Source organism: Rhodococcus sp. DK176 (assembly GCF_038447315.2).
Classification (GTDB): Bacteria; Actinomycetota; Actinomycetes; order Mycobacteriales; family Mycobacteriaceae; genus Rhodococcus_F; species Rhodococcus_F jostii_A.
This window is the reverse complement of sequence record NZ_CP118321.2, coordinates 5979426-5998256: the sequence shown is the minus strand read 5'-3', so window position 1 is coordinate 5998256 and position 18831 is coordinate 5979426. Positions and strand designations below refer to the sequence as shown.

Sequence of the window (18831 nt, the reverse complement as noted above, 5' to 3'; positions counted from 1 at the left end):
AGGCGTATTCCGGCCCTGTGTCCGCTTTGTCCTGCTGCGTCGTCCACCGAGAGTGTTACAGGTGGGAATAGACGGGGCGAACCCATATAGTCGACTCCGACTGTGTACGGCCTTACCTGTCGGGGGGTCGTATTCGTATGCGCCCGCGAGGCAACTGCGAACAAACAAACATCAGAAAGGCCCCCATGCGAAGCTCCATCGCACGTCGTGCCGCCGTGTTCGGCTCCGCCGCGCTGCTGCTCCTCGGTCCGGTCGCCGCCTCCGCTCAGGCCGATCCGGTCGAGCCCGGAGTGTCCGGCCAGGCCGCCAAGCTTCCCGCGGAACTGATCGACGCTATCCAGCGTGATCTGTCGCTGAGCCCGGACCAGTACCTGGAGCACTCCGAGCTGGGCCAGAAGCTGGCCGAGTTCGCGAAGATCGCCCGCATCCAGTTCCCGGATGCGTTCGCCGGAACCTGGCTCGACAACGCCGGCACCCCGATCGTCGGGCTCGCCGACGGTGCCGACAAGGACGCCGCGGTCGCCGCGGCCGAGAAGGCCGGCTTCCAGGTGAAGGATGTGGCACAGAGCGAGAGCAGCCTGCAGGCTCAGGTGAAGTCGCTCGACAGTTGGCTGGACACCCAGCCGCCCGCCGTCGCGGATCTCGTTCGCGGTGTGGCCATCGACATCGTGAACAACGATCTCGTGCTCCGTGCGGACAACGTGGGCGGGTTGCAGCTTCCGGACTTCCTGAAGGGCGCACGCGTCGTGCAGTCGCCGGCCACGGCCGCTCCGCTGCCGTCCACCGACCTCACCCCCATCGCCGAACCGCTCCCCGCCGACGCCCTGCTGGGCGGCGACGCGTACGGCTCGCTCGGCGGCGGAGTGGGGCTGCGCTGCTCGCTCGGTTTCAACGGCACCGACAGCTCGGGCGGCCCGGTGAACATCACGGCCGGACACTGCGACCCCAACCGGGACGCTGCCGGCACCTCGGAGGCATCGGAGGCGTTCTCGCTGGTCCCGGGTGGCACCGGTCCGCGGATCGGCACCTTCGCCAAGACCAGCCTGGACATCCACGACTACTCGATCATCCGGGCCGACGACAGCGCCGCACACCGGTTCGAGAACAACGGCGTCCGGGTTCCCGGCGCAGCGCCGGTCGCCATCACCGGAACCGCCGATCCGATTGTCGGCGCCCCGGTGTGCAAGTCGGGTCTGACCACCGGTTTCACGTGCGGTGTCGTCACGTCCGTGGCGCAGACCGTCTCGGTCGGTGAGCGCACGCTGGCCGACAGCTTCTCGACGAGCATGTGCGCCCTGCAGGGCGACAGCGGCGGCACGATCGTGACGGGCACGCTGGCACTCGGAATCTCGAGCGCGTCCAACGTCGGGCAGTACCCGATCTGCCAGGTCGCGGACGTCGTCACGTTCGTCCTCGGCGAGAGCCCCGAGTTGTTCGCCACGCCGATCAACGAGGTGCTGGCCGAGAACCCGGGTCTGCGCGTGCGCACCTCGTAACGCACTCCACAGAAGACAACGGCCCGCTTCCCTCTCGGGAGGCGGGCCGCTGTCGTCGGTCGTGCACTCAGGCCGCGTAGGGCCGGACCGCCCGGGCATCCCGCAGGGTGGTGCCCCACCATTCGATCTGGTCGAGCGGTTCCCTGTTCTCGTCGAACACCGCCCACGCGCCGCGAAAGCTGACACTGTCGCGGACCGTGACCGCGTGAAGTTCCGCGAAACCCAACCGCAGCTCTTCCACCGCGCGGAGTCCCCCGCCCATCCCGCCGTACGACACGAAGCCGACGGGGTCACCACGACGAAGGCGTCCGCGGCCGCGAGCCGCGCCCCCACTGCGGCCACCGTCGGCTACGCGTCGGTGCCGAAAGCCGGGACCACCACGGGTAGTGGGACGTCCGCGAGGTCGATGACATCGAGAGCGGCGCAGCCGTACTCTCCCGCGGCGCGAACGAACCAGTCGGCGACGGTGGGTGCGAACCTGCCCTCTCTGATGCTGCCGACGATCACGGCAACCGGCTACCGAGCGCGCGGGAACTGATCAGGCGGTGGGCTCGGGCGCGGGCGGAACGAACGGCGTGTTGATGGTGACGAGGTACTGGATTCCGAGGATCACCAGTGCGGCGCCGCCCACGAAGATGGTTCCGGCCAACCCGCCGGCGGCGAATCCCGCCAGCAGCCCGCCGAGGCACCCGACCGGCGTGCCGATCACGGTCACGGCGAACAGGCCGCACCCGACCGCGAGACCCACGGCACCGAAGATCACACCGAAGATCAGGCCGCCGATCAGTGTCGCGTAACCGAGGTAGCTGTTGAAGTCGGCGAGCGCCGAGTCGTCACGCTCTTCCTGAGTGTCGAATCCGTCCTGCGCAACCGATTTCAGGGAGGACGCGACGCCGGCGGGAACCTGCGGAGTGAGCGTCACCGTGCGCCCATCGAGGTCGGCGTCGATCGGATAGACTGCGTCGCCGACGCGAATCGTGAGCGGCAGCGCAGCCACCACCTTGCCGCTGTCGTCCACCACCTCTATCGCTTCCCGGGTTTCGGTGATCCGGAAGGCGCCCGCGTCGATCGACGTGACGACGGACTCCCCCTCGGCGTGCGCCTCGTAGCCGATGTCGGACGAATCCCGCTGCGCCAGTGGAGCTGTGTGTGCGGTCCCGGCGGAGATTCCGAGTGCCGCGACGACGAGGAACGCTGCCCCGGTGACGGCCCGCAGGTTCCGTACGAACCGGCCGCTCATGCCGTGGGTTCCGGTGCGACGAACGGGCTGTTGATGGTGTTGAAGTACTGGATTCCGAGAACCACCAGGGCGCCACCGCCGACGACGATGGTGCCGGCAAGCGCGACGACGGGTGCGACGATCAGCGCACCTCCGATGCACCCGGCCACCGGACCGGCGAGGCCGAGAAACGGAATCACCAGCGCAGCCGTGCCGGGGATGACACCGATCGCGCAGCCGATCGCCCCGCCGATGATGGCCGCGACGATCGCGGTGATCGCGCTCGTGATCCCGAGTTGCTGCTGGAAGTCGTCGAGTGCGCGGTCGTCGCGTTCCTGCTTGTCCTGCGGTGCGGCGACGTCGTCGAGAGTCAGCCGCTCCGACACGGGGACGGGGGTCGCTGCCGACGGATCCATGTTCGGGACTAGCCGCAGGACGCGAGCGGTCTCATCGACCACCACGGCGAACGGATGCTGCAGGTCGTCGACCCGGAAGAACGTGGGAATGGACGCGACGACGCGGCCGCCGTCGTCGACCACGTCGACGGTGTCGTTCGCGGCGTTGATCGAGAAGGCGCCGGCGTCGAGGGTGGCCACAGCGGCGTCACCGTCGCGGGCGGTCTGGTAGTTGATGTTCGGGATGCCCTGTTCCGCGCCCGGCTGGGGTGCAGCGGCCGGATCGGCGTATGACGTGGCCGCCCCGACGCCCATCGCCGCGACGACGAGCAGGGAGGTGGCAGTAAACCGTCGGAGGTTCATCGAGATCCGTTTCGAGAGCAGCGCTGTGACGGACGAAGGTTAGCCTAAGCATGGGCTGACCCGGCAGGTCGGATACGCCGGTGTGACGAGGTTCACTCCCGCGAGGGGCGCAACGACGAACCGCCCGCCTCCGAAGGGAGGCGGGCGGCGTCTGAGTACCGCGGGGTGGGGCTACTTCACCCACTTCGTGGTGCCGGGCGGTGCGTTCAGCGTGTTGATCAGGTCGATACCGGCGATCGCCAGCGTCGGGCCGCCCACGACGATCGTGCCCAGTAGCGCACCGATCCCCGCTCCCGTTACGCCGAACGGCAGGCATCCGAAGACGGCCACGGGTGTCCCGACCACGCAACCGACGGCGAATCCCAGGATTCCACCCACGATGGTGCCGCCGAGACTGCCGACCGTCATCGCGATACCGAGCTGCTGCTGGAACGCCGACTGGGCCCTGGTGTTCTCGTCGATCGACGCCACGTCGTGCAGCGCGATGGGCGTGATCCGATCCTCGAGCGAGATCGGCGTTGCCTCGGCCTTGTCGACACTCGGCGTCAGACGCAGGGTCTTTCCGTTTTCGGTGATCTCTTCCTCGAACGGAAACTGCAGTCCGTCGAATCGGTACGCGAGCGGCAGGGAAACGACAGTTGCCCCACCCACATCCTTGATCGCGACGGACTTCCCGTCCGATGCGAGCGCAAAGGCGCCGGCGTCGAGCGTGGTCACGACCGTGCGGTCCTCGATGTGGGATTCGTATCCGATCTCGGTGCCCGGCTCGGCGACGGGTTCCGCGACCGCCACCCCGGACCCGGTCGCGAGCACACCCACCAAAAGTGCCGAAGTCGTAACGATACGACGCAACTTCATTCCATCCCCTTAAGGTTTCAACCCCATCCGTTGCTAAACAGTAACTTGCGGCTGTGACAGATCCCAATTGAGTCTCGCCTAGAGAAAAGGCGCTCACGAAATAGTCTGCTCAGGGTTATGAAAAATTGCGCCCAGAACGGCATTGGGATCGAATTTCAAGAATTGCACCAGTCAGGGATGCAGTTATTCCCACACAAAGCGGGGAACCGGTCGGTTTCTTCGCGGTGGCCTCCACTCATGACTCGGCCCCGCCGTGCGAGGCACGACGGGGCCGGGCGCTGATACGAGGGCTCTACTCGTCCCGGTCCGCGTAGATCGAGGTCCCCGGAGCGGCGTTGTACGTCTCCCACAACTGGTACGCACTGACGCCGAGGGTGGGGCCACCGGCGACGATGGTTCCAATGACCCCGCCGATACCGGCCCCGGTCACCAGCCCGGCGACGCAGCCAGCAGGAAGTGTTGCGATGCAGCCGATTCCGGCCCCAGCTATGGTTCCGACCAGGCTTCCGACCGTGACGGCGATGCCGACCTGCGCACCGAACTGACCGAACGCCCTGTCGTTCTCCTCGCGGGACGCGACGTCGTGGAACGGCAGCGAAGGAACCGCGGGCGCCGCTATTGCCGGAACAGGCGCCCCTGGAGCAGGTGCTGCCACCGGCCCTGCATGGGAAACCCCGGCAGCGAGCCCCATGGCGGCGACCGCCATCCCTGCCGTGACTGCAGCTTTTCTCACGATCATTGATGCCTCATTTCAGGAGCGTCCCGACGAAGTTCTGGTGTGATCGAAGTGCACTGCTCGGCCCCCCGTGTGACCGCTGGCCAGGGCCGGAAAACACGCTCAGAGTAACAGCGGAATCACGGCCGAAATGTTCATTGACGAAAAATTCATCGCACCCGCAAGTTACCGATCAGTAGCGCTTCGAATGTGTGTAATTCGCGCGAATTACACGGCATGAATTACGTCACTCGGGAGGGATTTCGGCAGCGTCGACGTGAGCACCCGGAATATCCACTCGTCGTCATCCGGCCGCAATGCGACCGCATCGGATTCGTGACGAAAATGACCGCCGGAGCCCTCTCCGGGAGCGCCGCGGACCGCCCCCGGCGGCCGTCGGCCGAAGTTAGGGCGACCTTGGGTGAACGCCGCAATTTCGACCCTTTAACGTGGCGAACAGAAAGTCCGATTGTGGCATGCATCACATGCCTCATCGGCGCCCGAGCTGCAGAGATCCCGCTGAGCGCCGGTAAGTTACCCGCAGGTACACTGAATAAGTTACTAGCGGGTAACTTAGCAAGCGTTAGGATCACGAGCAGTCCCGAGGTGGCCGCCCTGCCGCCCTGAAACGAAAGGCCGCGACATGAATGCCCTGACGATCACGTTGGGCACCATCGGCGTGCTGCTGAGCCTCGTATGTTGGTTCTCCTTCATCACTGGCGCATTGAAGATGGTCAACGTCGTCCGGATCGGCCAGTCGGCCCCGGACCGATGGCGCCCCTTCTTCCCGCGCTTCAAGCAGATGTGTGTGGAGTTCATCGCGCACACCCGCATGAGCAAGTTCCGCACCGTCGGCTGGGCTCACTGGCTGGTCATGGTCGGGTTCATGCTCGGAGCCATCGTGTGGTTCGAGGCGTACGGGCAGACGTTCGACCCGGCGTTCCACTGGCCGCTGGTCGGTAACACCGCCGTCTACCACGTCATCGACGAGATCCTCGGCCTCGGCACGGTCATCGGTATCACCACGCTGATCGTGATCCGCCAGCTCAACCACCCCCGCGTGCCCGCCCGGCTGTCCCGGTTCAGTGGCTCCGACTTCAAGGCCGCGTACTTCGTCGAGGCAGTCGTCCTCATCGAGGGCCTGGGCATGATCTTCGTGAAGGCCGGCAAGATCGCCACCTACGGCCACGCCAACCCGTGGACCGACTTCTTCACGATGAACCTCGCGAAGCTGCTGCCCGCGAGCCCGAACATGGTCGCGTTCTTCGCCTTCGTCAAGCTGATGTCGGGCATGATCTGGCTCTACGTCGTCGGACGCAACATCACCTGGGGTGTCGCCTGGCATCGCTTCGCGGCGTTCGCGAACATCTACTTCAAGCGTGAGGACGACGGCGACGTCGCCCTCGGCGCGGCCAAGCCCATGATGTCGGGTGGCAAGCCCATCAACATGGAGGACGCCGACCCGGACACCGACACGTTCGGCGCCGGCAACATCGAGGACTTCTCCTGGAAGGGCTGGCTGGACTTCACCACCTGCACCGAGTGCGGGCGCTGCCAGTCGCAGTGCCCCGCCTGGAACACCGGCAAGCCGCTGTCCCCGAAGCTGCTGATCACCTCGCTCCGCGACCACGGTTATGCGAAGGCCCCGTACCTGCTGGCCGGTGGCCGCAAGGACATGGGCGGCGACGAGATCGGCCTGGTGGACGGCGACGGCGCCGTGGACGAGGCCAAGCTGGCCGCGATCCCCGAGGCTGCGCGCCGGGAGGCCGAGCGCAAGCTGGTCGGCGAGACCGTCGACGGCGAGCTGGCCCCGGTCATCGACGCCGAGACGCTGTGGAGCTGCACCAACTGCGGCGCGTGTGTCGAGCAGTGCCCCGTCGACATCGAGCACGTCGACCACATCATCGACATGCGCCGCTACCAGGTGCTGATCGAGTCGGAGTTCCCGTCCGAGCTGGCCGGCCTGTTCAAGAACCTCGAAAACAAGGGCAACCCCTGGGGCCAGAACTCCAAGGACCGTCTCAACTGGATCAGTGAGATGGACTTCGAGATCCCGGTGTTCGGTCAGGATGCCGACAGCTTCGAGGACTACGAGTACCTGTTCTGGGTCGGCTGCGCCGGCGCCTACGAGGACCGCGCCAAGAAGACCACCAAGGCCGTCGCCGAGTTGCTCGCCACCGCAGGCGTGAAGTTCATGGTCCTCGGCGCCGACGAGACGTGCACCGGTGACTCCGCTCGCCGCGCAGGTAACGAATTCCTGTTCCAGCAGCTCGCCATGCAGAACATCGAGTTGCTGAACTCGGTCTTCGACGGCGTCGAGCAGCGCAAGCGCAAGATCGTCGTCACCTGCGCCCACTGCTTCAACGCCCTCGGCAACGAGTACCCGGAGGTCGGCGGCGACTACGAGGTGGTTCACCACACTCAGCTGCTCAACCGCCTGGTCCGCCAGAAGAAGCTGATTCCGGTCGCGTCCGTCGGTGAGGACGTCACCTACCACGACCCCTGCTTCCTCGGCCGCCACAACAAGGTCTACGACGCGCCCCGCGAGCTGATGGAGGCGTCCGGCGCGAAGTTGAAGGAAATGCCTCGTCACGGCGAGCGGTCCATGTGCTGTGGTGCCGGTGGTGCCCGCATGTGGATGGAAGAGAACATCGGCAAGCGCATCAACATCGACCGGGTCGACGAGGCACTCAGCACGGATCCGAAGAAGATCGCGACCGGCTGCCCGTTCTGCCGCGTCATGCTCACCGACGGTGTCACGGCTCGCCAGGAGTCCGGCCAGGGCGAGGGCGTCGAGGTCGTCGACGTCGCCCAGCTGATGCTCTCGTCCATCACGCGTCTCGAGCCCGAGAAGCTGAGCGAGAACATCAAGGTCATCCCCCGCGAGAAGCCGGCCGAACCGGCCGCATCGCCGGCAGCGGCCGAGGCCAAGGCCGAGGTGGTCGAGAAGGAACGCGTCGAAGAGGTCGAGGAGGCCGCTGCAACGCCGGCCGCCACGGAAGCTCCGGCGGGCAAGGGCCTGGCGATGAAGGGCCTGGCCAAGGCACCCGGGGCGAAGGCTCCCGGGGCGAAGGCTCCCGGCGCCAAGGCACCCGGCAAGGGACTCGGCATGGCAGGCGGGGCGAAGGCTCCCGGCGCCAAGAAGGCAGCTCCCGCTCCGGCCGAGGCTGCCGGTTCGGAGGCGCCCGCCGCGGAGGCACCCAAGCCCAAGGGTCTGGGACTCGCCGGTGGTGCGAAGGCACCGGGCGGCAAGGGTCTTCAGATGAAGGGTGCCGCCAAGGCTCCCGGCGCGAAGGCCGCCGCTCCGGCTGCCGACGCACCGGCGGCAGAGGCTCCCGCAGCGGAAACCCCTGCTCAGGACGCCCCCGCGGCGAAGCCGAAGGGACTCGGTCTCGCGTCCGGCGCCAAGGCACCGGGCAAGGGTCTGCAGATGAAGGGCAAGGCGAAGGCTCCCGGCGCGAAGGCCGCTCCCACGGACGCTCCCGCCGAGCCGGCAGTCGCCGAACCCCAGGCCGCCGAGCCTCCCGCGTCCGAACCGCAGGCCCCCGCAGCCGAGGCGCCGAAGGCTCCCCCGGCTGCGAAGGCCGGTGGGCTCGGTTTCAAGAGCGGCGCCAAGGCTCCCGGAGCCCGAAAGGCCGCGGCTCCCAAGGCCGCAGCACCGAAGGCCGAGGCAACCGCGGCCGCAGCACCGAAGGCCGAGGCTCCCGCGGCTGAAGCACCGAAGGCCGAGGCAACCGAGACCACGGCTCCGAAGGTCGAGGAGTCGAACGGCGACGGATCCAACGGCAAGGCACCGGAAACGGTGAAGGCTCCGCCGCCGGCCAAGCCTGGCGGACTCGGTTTCAAGGCAGGCGCGAAGGCACCCGGCCGGAAGAGCTAGCCGACAGCAGTGAACAGCAGCGCCCCCACCGTGATCGGTGGGGGCGCTGCTGTTTTCCGTGACGGCCCGCGTCGCGAACCGCGTAACCTCCGACATGATGACCTCGGGCGCCGATCTCACCTTTCGCCGCGCCGCCACGTACACGGCGGCGGTGATGGGCGGTGCCGTCGTCGTTGCGCTCCTCTCGGTCGCGTGGATGTCGATCGGGTCCGGTGACTGCGCCGAGTCGATGATGGAGTGTGCCGGCGGAGAAAAGTACGTCCTCGTCTTCGGCCCGCCCGCGTTGCTGCTCCTGGGCGGGGTCGGAGCCTTCGTCCAGACCTACCGGGTGTGGCGGGCCGGTGGCCGGTGGCCGATCTGGCAGGGTGCGGGCTGGATGTTGTTCGTGTTCATGCTCATCTACGCCTCACTGTCGGCCGGAGCACTCACCGAGGTCTGACCTACCGCGGTCCGGCGCCGCCGCGTCCCGACGTTCCGCCGCCCATCGGCTGGGCGGGTGCCGGGTCCTGCACCGTGTACTCCTGCCCGGTCTCGCCGGCCGACGAGGCCTGTTCGACGGACGAGGTTGTGGTGGTCGTCGCCGAGGGCGTGTCGTCCCGGCCGATCAGTTGGGTCGCCGCCGCGCCTGCACCGAGAAGGATGAGCGCGGCGGCGCTGGCCGCCACCATCCATCCCCGGATTCCCGACCTCGGTGTCTTCCTCACCGGCACACTGGTCGGCGCGACAACGGGGGTCGGCCCCTCGGCTGATGCGGACGGGGGCAGCACGCGCGACGACGCTGCTGCCGCGATCGGTCGTGGTGCCGCCGGTGGTTTCACCCGCGGTCCCGGTGCCGACATCACCCGGGAACCCGACTGGTGTAGCGATGCCCGCTCGGCAACGACCGCCGCACCGCGGGCGGACGCCGTCGCCGGCTCGGGTGACACGACGAGCGGGACGTCCACGGCCGTCGAGAGCAGTTCCGTCACGAGCGGGACCGCTGCTCCGCCGCCGAGGACGACGACGGCGTCGGCGGGGGTGCCGGTCTCGGCGAGGCGTTCGAGTTCGCGTGCCACCGTGTTCGCGGCGCGGGTGAGTGATACGCGGATGACGTCCTCGAATTCGGAGCGCATGACGCGTATCCGGCGTCGGATGCCGGGAAGCTCGACGGTCACCACGGCCGAGGTGTCCTGCGACAACCGCTCCTTCGCGATCCGGCAGCGGGCGGCGAGTTCGGCCAGCGCAACGCGGTGGGCGGGATCCTCGACGTCGAAGTCCGGGTTCGCGTTCTGTACGAGCGCGACCACATGTCTTATCAGCAGCCGGTCGGCGTGGTCTCCGGCGAAGTCGGTGCTCCGCGTCGATCGGACCACACCGAATTCGGCGCCGCGCCTCGTCGCCAGGGTCAGGTCGAGGGAATGGGCTCCGACGTCGCACAACAGCAGTGTCGAGAATTCGTCGAGCTTCTCGACCAGGGAGATCCACGTGAGTGCCGCGCTAGTGTCAGGGATGACGGTGACGGTGCGGTTCTGCAGGAGGCCCCAGCGTCGGATCTCGTTCTCGAGTTCCTCGACGGCGTATCCCGACCAGGCAGCCGGGGCCGCGACCACCACATGGTCGGGCGCCGGGGTGCGGCCACGGACGAGGCAGTCGAGCGCGGTGGTCACCAGCTGCACGGCCGGGGTCCGGGTCCCGTCGTCCCCGATCACCGGAACGGGATCACCGACCCTGTCGACGAAGTCGCGAAACACGATGCTGCCCTGCAGCGGTCCGCTGCGGTGCGGGCCGAGAGCCGGCGCGCTGCTCGACGACAGCGCGAGTTCGGCCGAGTGCCGCACCACCGTGAATCCGTCGTGCTCCCGGTGCATCTGCGATTCACCGTGCATCTGGGCGGACACGAACGAGTCGGAACCCATGCTGATCCCCATCGATGTCCGCATGTCGTGATCTCCGTTCCGTGGTGACGGCAGGCGCCTTTCCTGCCGATCGAAACGCTAAACCGCCTTCCTGTGCCGACCGCTGTGCGCTTCCTGCGATGTTCCTGTGTACGCGGCGTCGCGCGCCCCTAGGGAAGGTGCAGCGTCCTCCCATGGTCTTCCCAGGAACGGCCCATAACGTCGTCGGCAGTCGCCTCGAAGGGACAGACCCGAGATGAAGGAGCACTCATGACGAGAAGCGAAATCCACCCATCGGCCGTCCTCGATCACGACGTCCCCGCCCCGCACGCCGCGATGGACGTGCAGGCACCGCAGCCCGACCTGGGCGGCGCACCCCCGGCGGCGGACCTTCTGCGCAACGGGCTCGACGGGCTCCTGCGCGACCTCCACCCGACGAACCCCACCGCCGGAGAAGCCGCTCAGCACGGTGCGCCGCAGCAGAATTCGCGGCCAGCCGACGAATCACGCCACGACGCACCGCGCGACAACAGCGGTCGCGGATTGGAGAACGCCGGCAATCAGGCCCACCAGAACAACGCTGCCGCCGACCACGACGGCCGCACCGACGGTCACAATGCGGCGACCGCGGGAGCGGGCCACGAGAACGCGCAGGCCGGCGCTTCCGCGGCCCAGCCCGCGTTCACTCAGGCCAACCCGGTTGCGACGCAGCCGTCGACTCCGGCGCCGGCGACGTCGGTGTCCTCACCGACGTCGCCCGCCGCAATGCAGACTGCCGCAGCGAGTGCGGCGCCCGCGGCCCAGCCGATCACGACGACCCCGGTGTCGACTCACTCCGATGCGGCGGTGACGTCGCAGCCCCTCGACACGACGATCCGGCAGAGCAACGCCGAACCGACTTCCGTGTCGGCGACGTCCGGGCAGGTGAATCAGGTTGCGGATCAGCAGAATACGCGGAGTTCGGAGGCCACATCGACCTCGGCCGACGAGAGCACGCGAGCAGCGGCGACGACATCCGACTCCACCACACAGGGCGCGAGCGCACCCACCGCGGATCTCGGCGGGTCCCAGACGACGGCAGCATCGTCCGTCGCGACCGACGACCACACGACGGCAGCAGCGGCGGCCAGTGGTCTTTCGTCGACCGATCACACGACCTCGAACACGGGTCTCGGCAACGACACCGTGACAACCGACACCACGACAACCGACACCACGACCCACCTCACGAATACGACCGACACCGCAACGACCTTCGACACGCCGACCTCGCACGACTCCAGCACCGCGTACGACTCGAGCACCGCGTTCGACTCCGGCACCACCCTCGACACCGGCACCTCACTCGATGCGACGAGCGCGACGAGCGCGACGAGCCTCTCGTCGGGGTTGACGGCCGAATCCGGTACCACTCTCGACACCCACGATCAGAGCCTGACTGCGACGACGACTGTCGACCAGCACGTGTTCTGACCTCGACGTGGCGGGCCCGCCGACTCCCCTGCACGCGGGCCCGCCACTCCCCTCTCCCGAACGCCCGTCACCCACTCTTGCGGAGATCATGAACGCCACCGTCGAATCCCCAGCCGTCGCCACCCCTTCGCGCCCGAATCTTCCTGCCGAGACCACTGCGTCGATGGCTGCGCTGCTGGCGCAGCTCGCGGAACTCACCCGGACTGCGGGTCGCGGCGATCTCCTGACCCGGCTGTCGCACACCGAGTCTCGTCTCGCCGATCCGCGCACGCGGGTCGTGGTTCTCGGCCTGACCGACAAGGGTGTCAGTTCGGTGGCGGGTGCGCTCGTCGACGCGGACGTGTCGTCGACCGCGCAGTCCCGGCACGAGGCGGTAGTCGTCGAGTACGGGCCTGTCGCGTCGGACTCGGATTCGACGGTCACGCTCCCCCACGACCTGCTCGCCGAGGGACTGGTACTGGTCGATGCCCCCGGATTCTCCGGTCACGCCCCCGCCCGAGCCGCGGACACCCTGGCCCTCGTCCCCACGGCCGACGCGGTGCTGTTCGTCTCCGATGCGAGCCAGGAATACACCGAACCCGAGATCGCTCTGCTCACGCAGGTGCACACGCTGTGCCCGATGGTGATCTGCGTCGTCAACAAGATCGACTTCTATCCGCGCTGGGCGGACATTCAGAAGGCCAACCGCACTCACTTGCAGAATGCGGACCTACCGCTGCCGTTGCTGCCGGTGTCCGCACTGATGCACGCGGACGCCCGCGAGACCGGCGACGACGCGCTCGACGTCGAATCCGGCATCCCGCAACTGGTTGACTATCTGCGCAAACAGATCGTCGCACAGGCGGATGTCGTGCTTCGCAATGCGGTGATCGCCGATGTTTGCACCGTGACCGACCATCTGTCGCTGTCGCTGAGTGCCGAACTGGATGCGCTGCACGATCCGCATCGCGGCGCCGCACTGCTCGAGCAGATGACCCATGCCCGTGCGGCGGCGGATCAGCTCCGTCAGCGATCCGCGAACTGGCAGTACACGCTGGCCGACGGCGCGATCGAGTTGATGACGGACATCGAGCACGACCTGCGTCATCGTCTGCGCACCGTCGTCCGCGCGGCCGAGGAAGACATCGGCAGGTCCGACCCGGCGCCGCGATGGGAGGAGTTCGGTTCCTGGCTCGACGGCGAGATCGCGACATGTGTGCGGGAGAACTTCGTGATGGCGCACACGCGTTCGCAGGCCCTCGCCCTCTCGGTCGCGGGGCGCTTCGCCGAGGACGGCAAGGTCCCGGTTCCCGTGCTGCGCATCGACAACGTGGATCATGTGCTCGAACCCGTCAACACTCTCGAATCCCTGGAGAGCGCACAGGGTTTCACACAACGCGTCCTCTCCAGCATGCGCGGGTCGTACGGTGGCGTGCTCATGTGGTCGGCCTCGTCACGAGCCTCGCAGGCCTGGCACTGGTGAATCCCTTCTCGATCGGCGCGGGAGTCCTGCTCGGCGCCAACACGTATCGCGAGGACCGGAAGGCGCGTACCGCCCGCAGGCAGACGGAGGCGAAGGTGGCGGTGTCGCGGTTGATGGACGACGTGATCTTCCAGGTGGGCAAGGAGTCGAAGCAGCGGCTCCGCGAGGTGCAGCGCGTCCTGCGCGACCATTTCACCGACCTGGCCACCGAGATGCTCCGATCCGTCGACGATTCGCTGCGCGCCGCTGCGGATGCGTCGAAGATGCACGACGATCACCGTGCGACGCGGTCGGCGCAAATCCGCAGGGAACTCGACACGCTGCGGCAGATCCGAATGCAGGCCGCCGGATTCGCGGGACAGGTGTCGGCATGAGCGTCACTCGCCTGGGATCCCAGGCCCGTCAGCTGATCGAGACCGCCCGGCACGAACTGCGCAGCGACCCCGCCACCGTCGAGGAACTCCGGCACTGCGGCGCCCGCCTCGAGGAGCCGCTCCGCGTTGCCCTCACCGGCACGCTGAAGGCCGGGAAGTCGACGCTGCTCAACGCCCTCGTCGGTGAGGAGATCGCGCCCACCGACGCCACCGAGTGCACCCGGGTGGTCACGTGGTTCGAGCAGTCCACCACGCCGAGGATCGATCTCACCCACGACTCCGGACGCCGGACGCGACTCCCGGTGCACCGGGACGAGGGCAGGCTGTCGCTCGATCTGGGGACGGTGACCGCGGATCGGGTGGAGCGGCTGCAGGTGGGATGGCCGTCGGCGCTGCTCGGCGAGTTCACGCTCGTCGACACTCCCGGAACGTCGTCCAACTCGCGGGACGTGTCGGCGCGCACCCGGGCGCTGCTCCTTCCCGAGGACCGGCCGTGCGACGTCGACGCCGTCGTCTACCTGACCCGAGGTACCGACGCGGCGGACGTGCGGCTGCTCGACCAGCTACAGACCCGGGTCGGTACGGCCGCCGGACCGCTCGGCATCGTCGGTGTGCTGTCGCGGGCCGACGAGGTGAAGGGCGGCCGCGAACGCACCCTCGACGCGGCCCGGGCCGCCGCGGACGACGCGGGCCGCCGGGTGCAGCGGAGCCTGCTCCCCGTGTCGGGACTCCTCGCGCTCCGCGGCCGCACTCTGCGTCAGACCGAGTTCGACGACCTCGCCGTGCTCGCCGCCGTCCCGGACAGCGCACTCGAGTCCGCTCTGCGCTCGGTCGGCCGGTTCACCGCCGAGGACGCCGATCTCCTACTTCCGCCCCGGCAACGACGCGACCTCCTCGAATGTTTCGGCCTCTTCGGTATCCGGTTCGCGGTCAGGCTGATTCGCGCGGGCGCCACCGACGCGCCGACGCTGGCCCGCGAGCTGACGGCGCACAGCGGCCTCGAGGATCTCCGCCGCACGCTGCATCTGCAGTTCGGCCAGCGCAGCACCGAGTTGAAGGCGCACTCCGCACTCAGATCGCTGAAGGCCGTGCTGGCCCGCACACCGTCGTCGGCGAGCCGCAGCCTGAGCAGGGCCGCCGATCGGCTGCTCGCGGACACCCACGTGTTCCGGGAACTGCGGGTGTTGTCGGGACTGCGCACCAGCGGTCTGCAGTTGCGCGACACGGACGTCGTCCTGCTCGAGCGGGTGCTCGGCGGCGAGGGCATGTCGCCGCACACCCGCCTCGGCATGCCCGCCGACGCCGCCCCGGAGCAGATCTCGCGCGTCGCGCTGACGGCCCTGCGGTTCTGGCGGTCCCAGGCGGGACGCCCGGCCATCGACACGGCGACAGTTCAGGCGTGCGCGTGCGCGGCGCGTTCCTGCGAGGCGCTGCTGGCGCGGTGAGCGCTCGGCGTCGGGCGACTCGTCTGGCCTGTTTGCTACTCGGACAGGCCGAGCGATTCGGCAAGTTGCGGCCACGACGCACGCAGATCGTCCTCCCAGTAACCCCAGGAATGCGTACCGTTGTTACGAAAGTCGAACGTCGCTGGAATGTTCAGCTGCTGGAGACGCTCCGCCAGCCGGTGGGTGCAGACGTTGGTGGCGGCCTCGATCGCGCCGCCGACCGCTATCTGATCCTGCAATGGCGGAGATTGCGGGGTCCGCGGCCGCAGGGGGTTCTCGTGTGGTCCGGGGAGCCCGTTGCCGTTGGCGATGTATAGAGAGAGGCCGCGCAGCCCCTCTGCCTTCAGATACGGATCGTGGTCCCGCCAGCCGGGTCCGTCGTACGGGCCCCACATGTTCCTGGTGTCGCCCCCACCCCGCACCTCGACGACCAGCCGGACGTAGGCCTGGCCGAGCGGGTCGCTGGTCTGCGCGCACCCACTGTAGGAGGCGACTCCGCGATACAGGCCGGGAGCCTCGATGGCCAGGTCGAGCACGGAGGTAGCCGACATCGACAGGCCGGCGATCGAGTTGACTTCGTCGGTGCCGAGCACCGAATCGATCACCGGTGGGAGTTCACGGGTGAGGAACGTCGTCCACTTGTTCCGCCCGAGCACTGGATCGTCCCGCTCCCAGTCGGTGTAATAGCTGAGCAATCCTTGGGCGGGAATGACGACATTGGCATTCTTGTCGGCGAAGAAGCCAAGGACGTCGGTCTGGTTCAGCCAGTTCGCTCCGTCCTCCCCGCCTCCGGCACCGTTGAGCAGATACAGCGTGGGCCTCGGCTCGCTGGTGTCGGCGGGGCGGATCACCTGCATCGGGATCACCCGGTCCATCGACGGGGAGTACACGAACACGTCCCACCGGCGATCGTCGATCTTGTCGATGTGGTCGACAAATGCAGCCGACGCCGGTTGGTTCTCCTGCGGTTCGGCGCTTACCGGAGTTGTCCCTGCCAGGCTCAGCACGACCGCTACGGCGATCGACAGACCCGCAACGCATCGTCGACGCGCTCGCGCCGGCCGCGGGGAAGTTCCATGCATCGGCGGATCCCGCCCTTGTCCCGAGATTCTGTGCGCCAACAAAAGCCGCAACTGATCACGCTACCAATTGGGCCGCACCCTGAATACCGTTCCACTGCGACAACGCGCTACGCCGCGATAGCGGCCGCGAGCATGGGCCAGGACTGATGAAGTTCGTCCTGCCAGTATCCCCAGGAGTGGGTCCCGGTGGGTCGGAGATTCACGGTCGCCGGAATCTGGAGATCGCGTAGCCGGGCGGCGAGCCTCGCCGTGCACTGACCGGTGGCCGCTTCGATGGGGCCCCCGCGCACGATTTGGGCCACGAGGCTGTTCGGGTCTCCGTCCACGCTGGGATCGTCCAGCCTGTCGTGTGGTCCGGGCACGCCGCTGCCGTTCGAGATGTACAACCCAGTGCCCCGGAGTCGGGCGGCATTGAGATACGGATCGTGGGCCACCCAGCCCGGGCCGCCCAACGGGCCCCACATGTTGATGGGGTTTCCCGCGTTGTTGACCACCGCTGCGATCACGTAGGCACTCCCCAACGGATCACTGGTCATCGCGCAGCCGCTGTAGGAGCCGACGGCTTGGTAGAGCCCTGGTGCCGCGCTTGCAAGGCTGAGGACCGCGGTGCCCGACATGGACAGTCCGGCGATCGCGTTCTTGGCGGTGGTGCCGAGCGCCGAGTCGATGACGGGCGGCAACTCCTCGGTCAGAAAGGTAGTCCATTTGTTGCGGCCGAGGACGGGGTCGTCGCGCTCCCAATCCGTGTAGTAACTGGACGCGCCGCCGTACGGAACCACCACGTTGACATTCTTGTCCGAAACGAATTCGACCATGTCCGTCTCCTCGCTCCACCCGAGTTCGTCGGACGACCCCTCGACGCCGCCCAGCAGGTACAGAGTGGGCCGCGGGAGGCTGGTGTCAGCCGGACGAAGGACACGAACGGTGATGTCCCGACCCATCGACACCGAATAGACCGCCAGGTTCGACTGCCGCTCGCTCACCGGCTCGACGTGCACGAGTCGCGAGCCGTTCTCGGACGGCCGCGCGGATGCGAGGAGATCGACCTCTGTCGGGGGAACGGATCCTGCCACAACCTGACCCACCGCAAGAGACAAGGCGGTGAGCGATACGAGGACTGCAACAGACACTGCGTTACGCATAGTCGTTCGACCGTGAATTCCTCCCATGAACTTCTCGTTTCGACTGCCCAACCCGTGCTCCAGTTTACGAGTCGCACACGCACAGAGTCCTGTATCGGCGAAACTCCACCTCCACAATCGCCCGTCGAGCCGGGTGTGCCGATCACCTACGCTGGATGAGTGATCGCTCGTCGAACGATCCTGTTCCTTCTAGCCCAGTGCGGCCTCCTGCTGGTCCTCACGGCCCCCGTGAATGCCACACCGACAGCCACGCCCCTACCGGTGCCCTACGAGGTTCCCGACGGCGCATTCCTCGAGCTGACCCATCCCGACGCGTCGGCGCCCGGTTCGAATGACTGGGCGTGCCGACCGGGTGTGGCGCATCCCGAGCCGGTGATCCTGGTCCACGGTTCGACCGCGAACAAGCAAAGCAACTGGCAAACCTACGCGCCGCTGCTGGCGAACGAGGGTTATTGCGTCTTCGCACTGACCTACGGCGCACCGGCGAACACACCGTGGCCGATCAGTTCCCTCGGTGGCGTCGAGTCGATGGTGTCCAGCGCGCAGCAGCTGTCAGCGTTCGTCGACCGTGTCATGGCGTCGACCGGCGCCGGGAAGGCTGATCTCGTGGGTCATTCCCAGGGCTCGCTGATGCCGACCTATTACACGAAGTTCCTGGGCGGTGCAGACAAGATCGACCGGTACGTGTCGCTGGCCCCGTTGTGGAAGGGCGCCGACAGCGACCAGCTTCTCCCTCTGTGCCAGGCATGCCTCGAGATGGCGCCCGATTCCGACTTCATGACCAGGATCCGGGACGGCGGGGTGTATGCGCCTCGGATCACCTACACGAACATCATGACCCGATACGACACGGTCGTGGTCCCCTACACCAGCGGGTACGAGGAGGCGCCGAACGCGACGAACATCGTGTTGCAGGAACGGTGTCCGAGAGACCACGCCTCCCACCTCGAACTCATCGCCGACCCGGTCGCCGCGACGTATGTCCTCAACGCGCTCGATCCCGCGCACCCGCGGCCTGTGGTGTGCGAGTCGACACCCTTTGGGGAGTGACAC

The 18831-nt window shown here is 67.6% G+C and carries 15 protein-coding genes and 1 pseudogene; 8 read left to right on the top strand and 8 right to left on the bottom strand.

The window, feature by feature from the left end:
- Positions 1-185: 185 nt before the first annotated feature.
- Positions 186-1496, top strand: a complete 1311-nt coding sequence (locus PSR88_RS27850; protein ID WP_029539528.1) for a S1 family peptidase — start codon at positions 186-188, stop codon at positions 1494-1496.
- A gap of 67 nt (positions 1497-1563) precedes the next feature.
- Here the strand turns inward: PSR88_RS27850 and PSR88_RS27845 are convergent.
- The 5 genes and pseudogenes from PSR88_RS27845 to PSR88_RS27825 form a co-directional block, all read right to left on the bottom strand.
- Positions 1564-2003 (bottom strand): annotated as a pseudogene (locus tag PSR88_RS27845) (NADPH-dependent FMN reductase).
- Between the two features lie 31 nt (positions 2004-2034).
- Positions 2035-2736, bottom strand: a complete 702-nt coding sequence (locus PSR88_RS27840; protein WP_016883575.1) for a hypothetical protein — start codon at positions 2734-2736, stop codon at positions 2035-2037.
- Positions 2733-3473 (bottom strand): hypothetical protein, encoded by a 741-nt coding sequence (locus tag PSR88_RS27835; protein WP_016883576.1) that lies wholly within the window; start codon positions 3471-3473, stop codon positions 2733-2735. Before PSR88_RS27835 ends, PSR88_RS27840 begins: the two co-directional genes overlap by 4 nt.
- 171 nt (positions 3474-3644) lie before the next feature.
- Complete coding sequence (locus PSR88_RS27830; protein WP_016883577.1) at positions 3645-4331, bottom strand: hypothetical protein; 687 nt, start codon at positions 4329-4331, stop codon at positions 3645-3647.
- A 292-nt stretch (positions 4332-4623) separates the two neighbouring features.
- The gene (locus PSR88_RS27825; protein ID WP_011597666.1) at positions 4624-5070 is read right to left on the bottom strand and encodes a hypothetical protein; all 447 of its coding nucleotides are present in this window, start codon (positions 5068-5070) and stop codon (positions 4624-4626) included.
- Between the two features lie 619 nt (positions 5071-5689).
- On the opposite strand from PSR88_RS27825, the gene PSR88_RS27820 reads away from it, so the two are divergent.
- Entirely contained in the window at positions 5690-8926 is a 3237-nt protein-coding gene (locus PSR88_RS27820) for a (Fe-S)-binding protein (RefSeq protein ID WP_342338563.1), read from the top strand.
- Between the two features lie 37 nt (positions 8927-8963).
- Entirely contained in the window at positions 8964-9365 is a 402-nt protein-coding gene (locus PSR88_RS27815) for a hypothetical protein (protein WP_016883579.1), read from the top strand.
- A 1-nt stretch (position 9366) separates the two neighbouring features.
- Here the strand turns inward: PSR88_RS27815 and PSR88_RS27810 are convergent, their stop codons facing one another.
- The gene (locus PSR88_RS27810) at positions 9367-10845 is read right to left on the bottom strand and encodes an Hsp70 family protein (RefSeq protein WP_237724135.1); all 1479 of its coding nucleotides are present in this window, start codon (positions 10843-10845) and stop codon (positions 9367-9369) included.
- A 225-nt stretch (positions 10846-11070) separates the two neighbouring features.
- Here PSR88_RS27810 and PSR88_RS27805 point away from each other — a divergent pair, with 225 nt between their 5' ends.
- From PSR88_RS27805 to PSR88_RS27790, 4 genes are all read left to right on the top strand, one after another.
- The gene (locus PSR88_RS27805) at positions 11071-12273 is read left to right on the top strand and encodes a hypothetical protein (protein WP_020476831.1); all 1203 of its coding nucleotides are present in this window, start codon (positions 11071-11073) and stop codon (positions 12271-12273) included.
- A gap of 88 nt (positions 12274-12361) precedes the next feature.
- Positions 12362-13735 (top strand): GTPase, encoded by a 1374-nt coding sequence (locus tag PSR88_RS27800; protein ID WP_237724136.1) that lies wholly within the window; start codon positions 12362-12364, stop codon positions 13733-13735.
- The gene (locus PSR88_RS27795; protein ID WP_237724137.1) at positions 13732-14109 is read left to right on the top strand and encodes a hypothetical protein; all 378 of its coding nucleotides are present in this window, start codon (positions 13732-13734) and stop codon (positions 14107-14109) included. Before PSR88_RS27800 ends, PSR88_RS27795 begins: the two co-directional genes overlap by 4 nt.
- A complete protein-coding gene (locus PSR88_RS27790; RefSeq protein ID WP_016883581.1) occupies positions 14106-15554 on the top strand; it encodes a dynamin family protein in 1449 nt (482 codons plus the stop codon). Before PSR88_RS27795 ends, PSR88_RS27790 begins: the two co-directional genes overlap by 4 nt.
- Before the next feature lie 35 nt (positions 15555-15589).
- Here PSR88_RS27790 and PSR88_RS27785 read toward each other — a convergent pair whose 3' ends face one another.
- On the bottom strand, positions 15590-16561 hold the full coding sequence (locus PSR88_RS27785) for an alpha/beta hydrolase (protein ID WP_016883582.1): 972 nt from the start codon (positions 16559-16561) through the stop codon (positions 15590-15592).
- 182 nt (positions 16562-16743) lie between these two features.
- A complete protein-coding gene (locus PSR88_RS27780) occupies positions 16744-17778 on the bottom strand; it encodes an alpha/beta hydrolase (RefSeq protein ID WP_029539530.1) in 1035 nt (344 codons plus the stop codon).
- Positions 17779-17937: 159 nt separating this feature from the next.
- Between PSR88_RS27780 and PSR88_RS27775 the strand changes: the two genes are divergently transcribed.
- A complete protein-coding gene (locus tag PSR88_RS27775) occupies positions 17938-18828 on the top strand; it encodes an esterase/lipase family protein (protein ID WP_016883584.1) in 891 nt (296 codons plus the stop codon).
- Positions 18829-18831 lie beyond the last annotated feature (3 nt).

What these genes read in the sequence shown, in the direction of transcription:
- PSR88_RS27835 (WP_016883576.1), bottom strand. Translation starts at nt 3,473, where the DNA reads ATGAACCTCCGACGGTTTACTGCCACCTCCCTGCTCGTCGTCGCGGCG.
- PSR88_RS27780 (WP_029539530.1), bottom strand. Translation starts at nt 17,778, where the DNA reads ATGCGTAACGCAGTGTCTGTTGCAGTCCTCGTATCGCTCACCGCCTTG.
- PSR88_RS27790 (WP_016883581.1), top strand. Translation starts at nt 14,106, where the DNA reads ATGAGCGTCACTCGCCTGGGATCCCAGGCCCGTCAGCTGATCGAGACC.
- PSR88_RS27830 (WP_016883577.1), bottom strand. Translation starts at nt 4,331, where the DNA reads ATGAAGTTGCGTCGTATCGTTACGACTTCGGCACTTTTGGTGGGTGTG.
- PSR88_RS27800 (WP_237724136.1), top strand. Translation starts at nt 12,362, where the DNA reads ATGAACGCCACCGTCGAATCCCCAGCCGTCGCCACCCCTTCGCGCCCG.
- PSR88_RS27850 (WP_029539528.1), top strand. Translation starts at nt 186, where the DNA reads ATGCGAAGCTCCATCGCACGTCGTGCCGCCGTGTTCGGCTCCGCCGCG.
- PSR88_RS27820 (WP_342338563.1), top strand. Translation starts at nt 5,690, where the DNA reads ATGAATGCCCTGACGATCACGTTGGGCACCATCGGCGTGCTGCTGAGC.
- PSR88_RS27805 (WP_020476831.1), top strand. Translation starts at nt 11,071, where the DNA reads ATGACGAGAAGCGAAATCCACCCATCGGCCGTCCTCGATCACGACGTC.
- PSR88_RS27840 (WP_016883575.1), bottom strand. Translation starts at nt 2,736, where the DNA reads ATGAGCGGCCGGTTCGTACGGAACCTGCGGGCCGTCACCGGGGCAGCG.
- PSR88_RS27810 (WP_237724135.1), bottom strand. Translation starts at nt 10,845, where the DNA reads ATGCGGACATCGATGGGGATCAGCATGGGTTCCGACTCGTTCGTGTCC.
- PSR88_RS27825 (WP_011597666.1), bottom strand. Translation starts at nt 5,070, where the DNA reads ATGATCGTGAGAAAAGCTGCAGTCACGGCAGGGATGGCGGTCGCCGCC.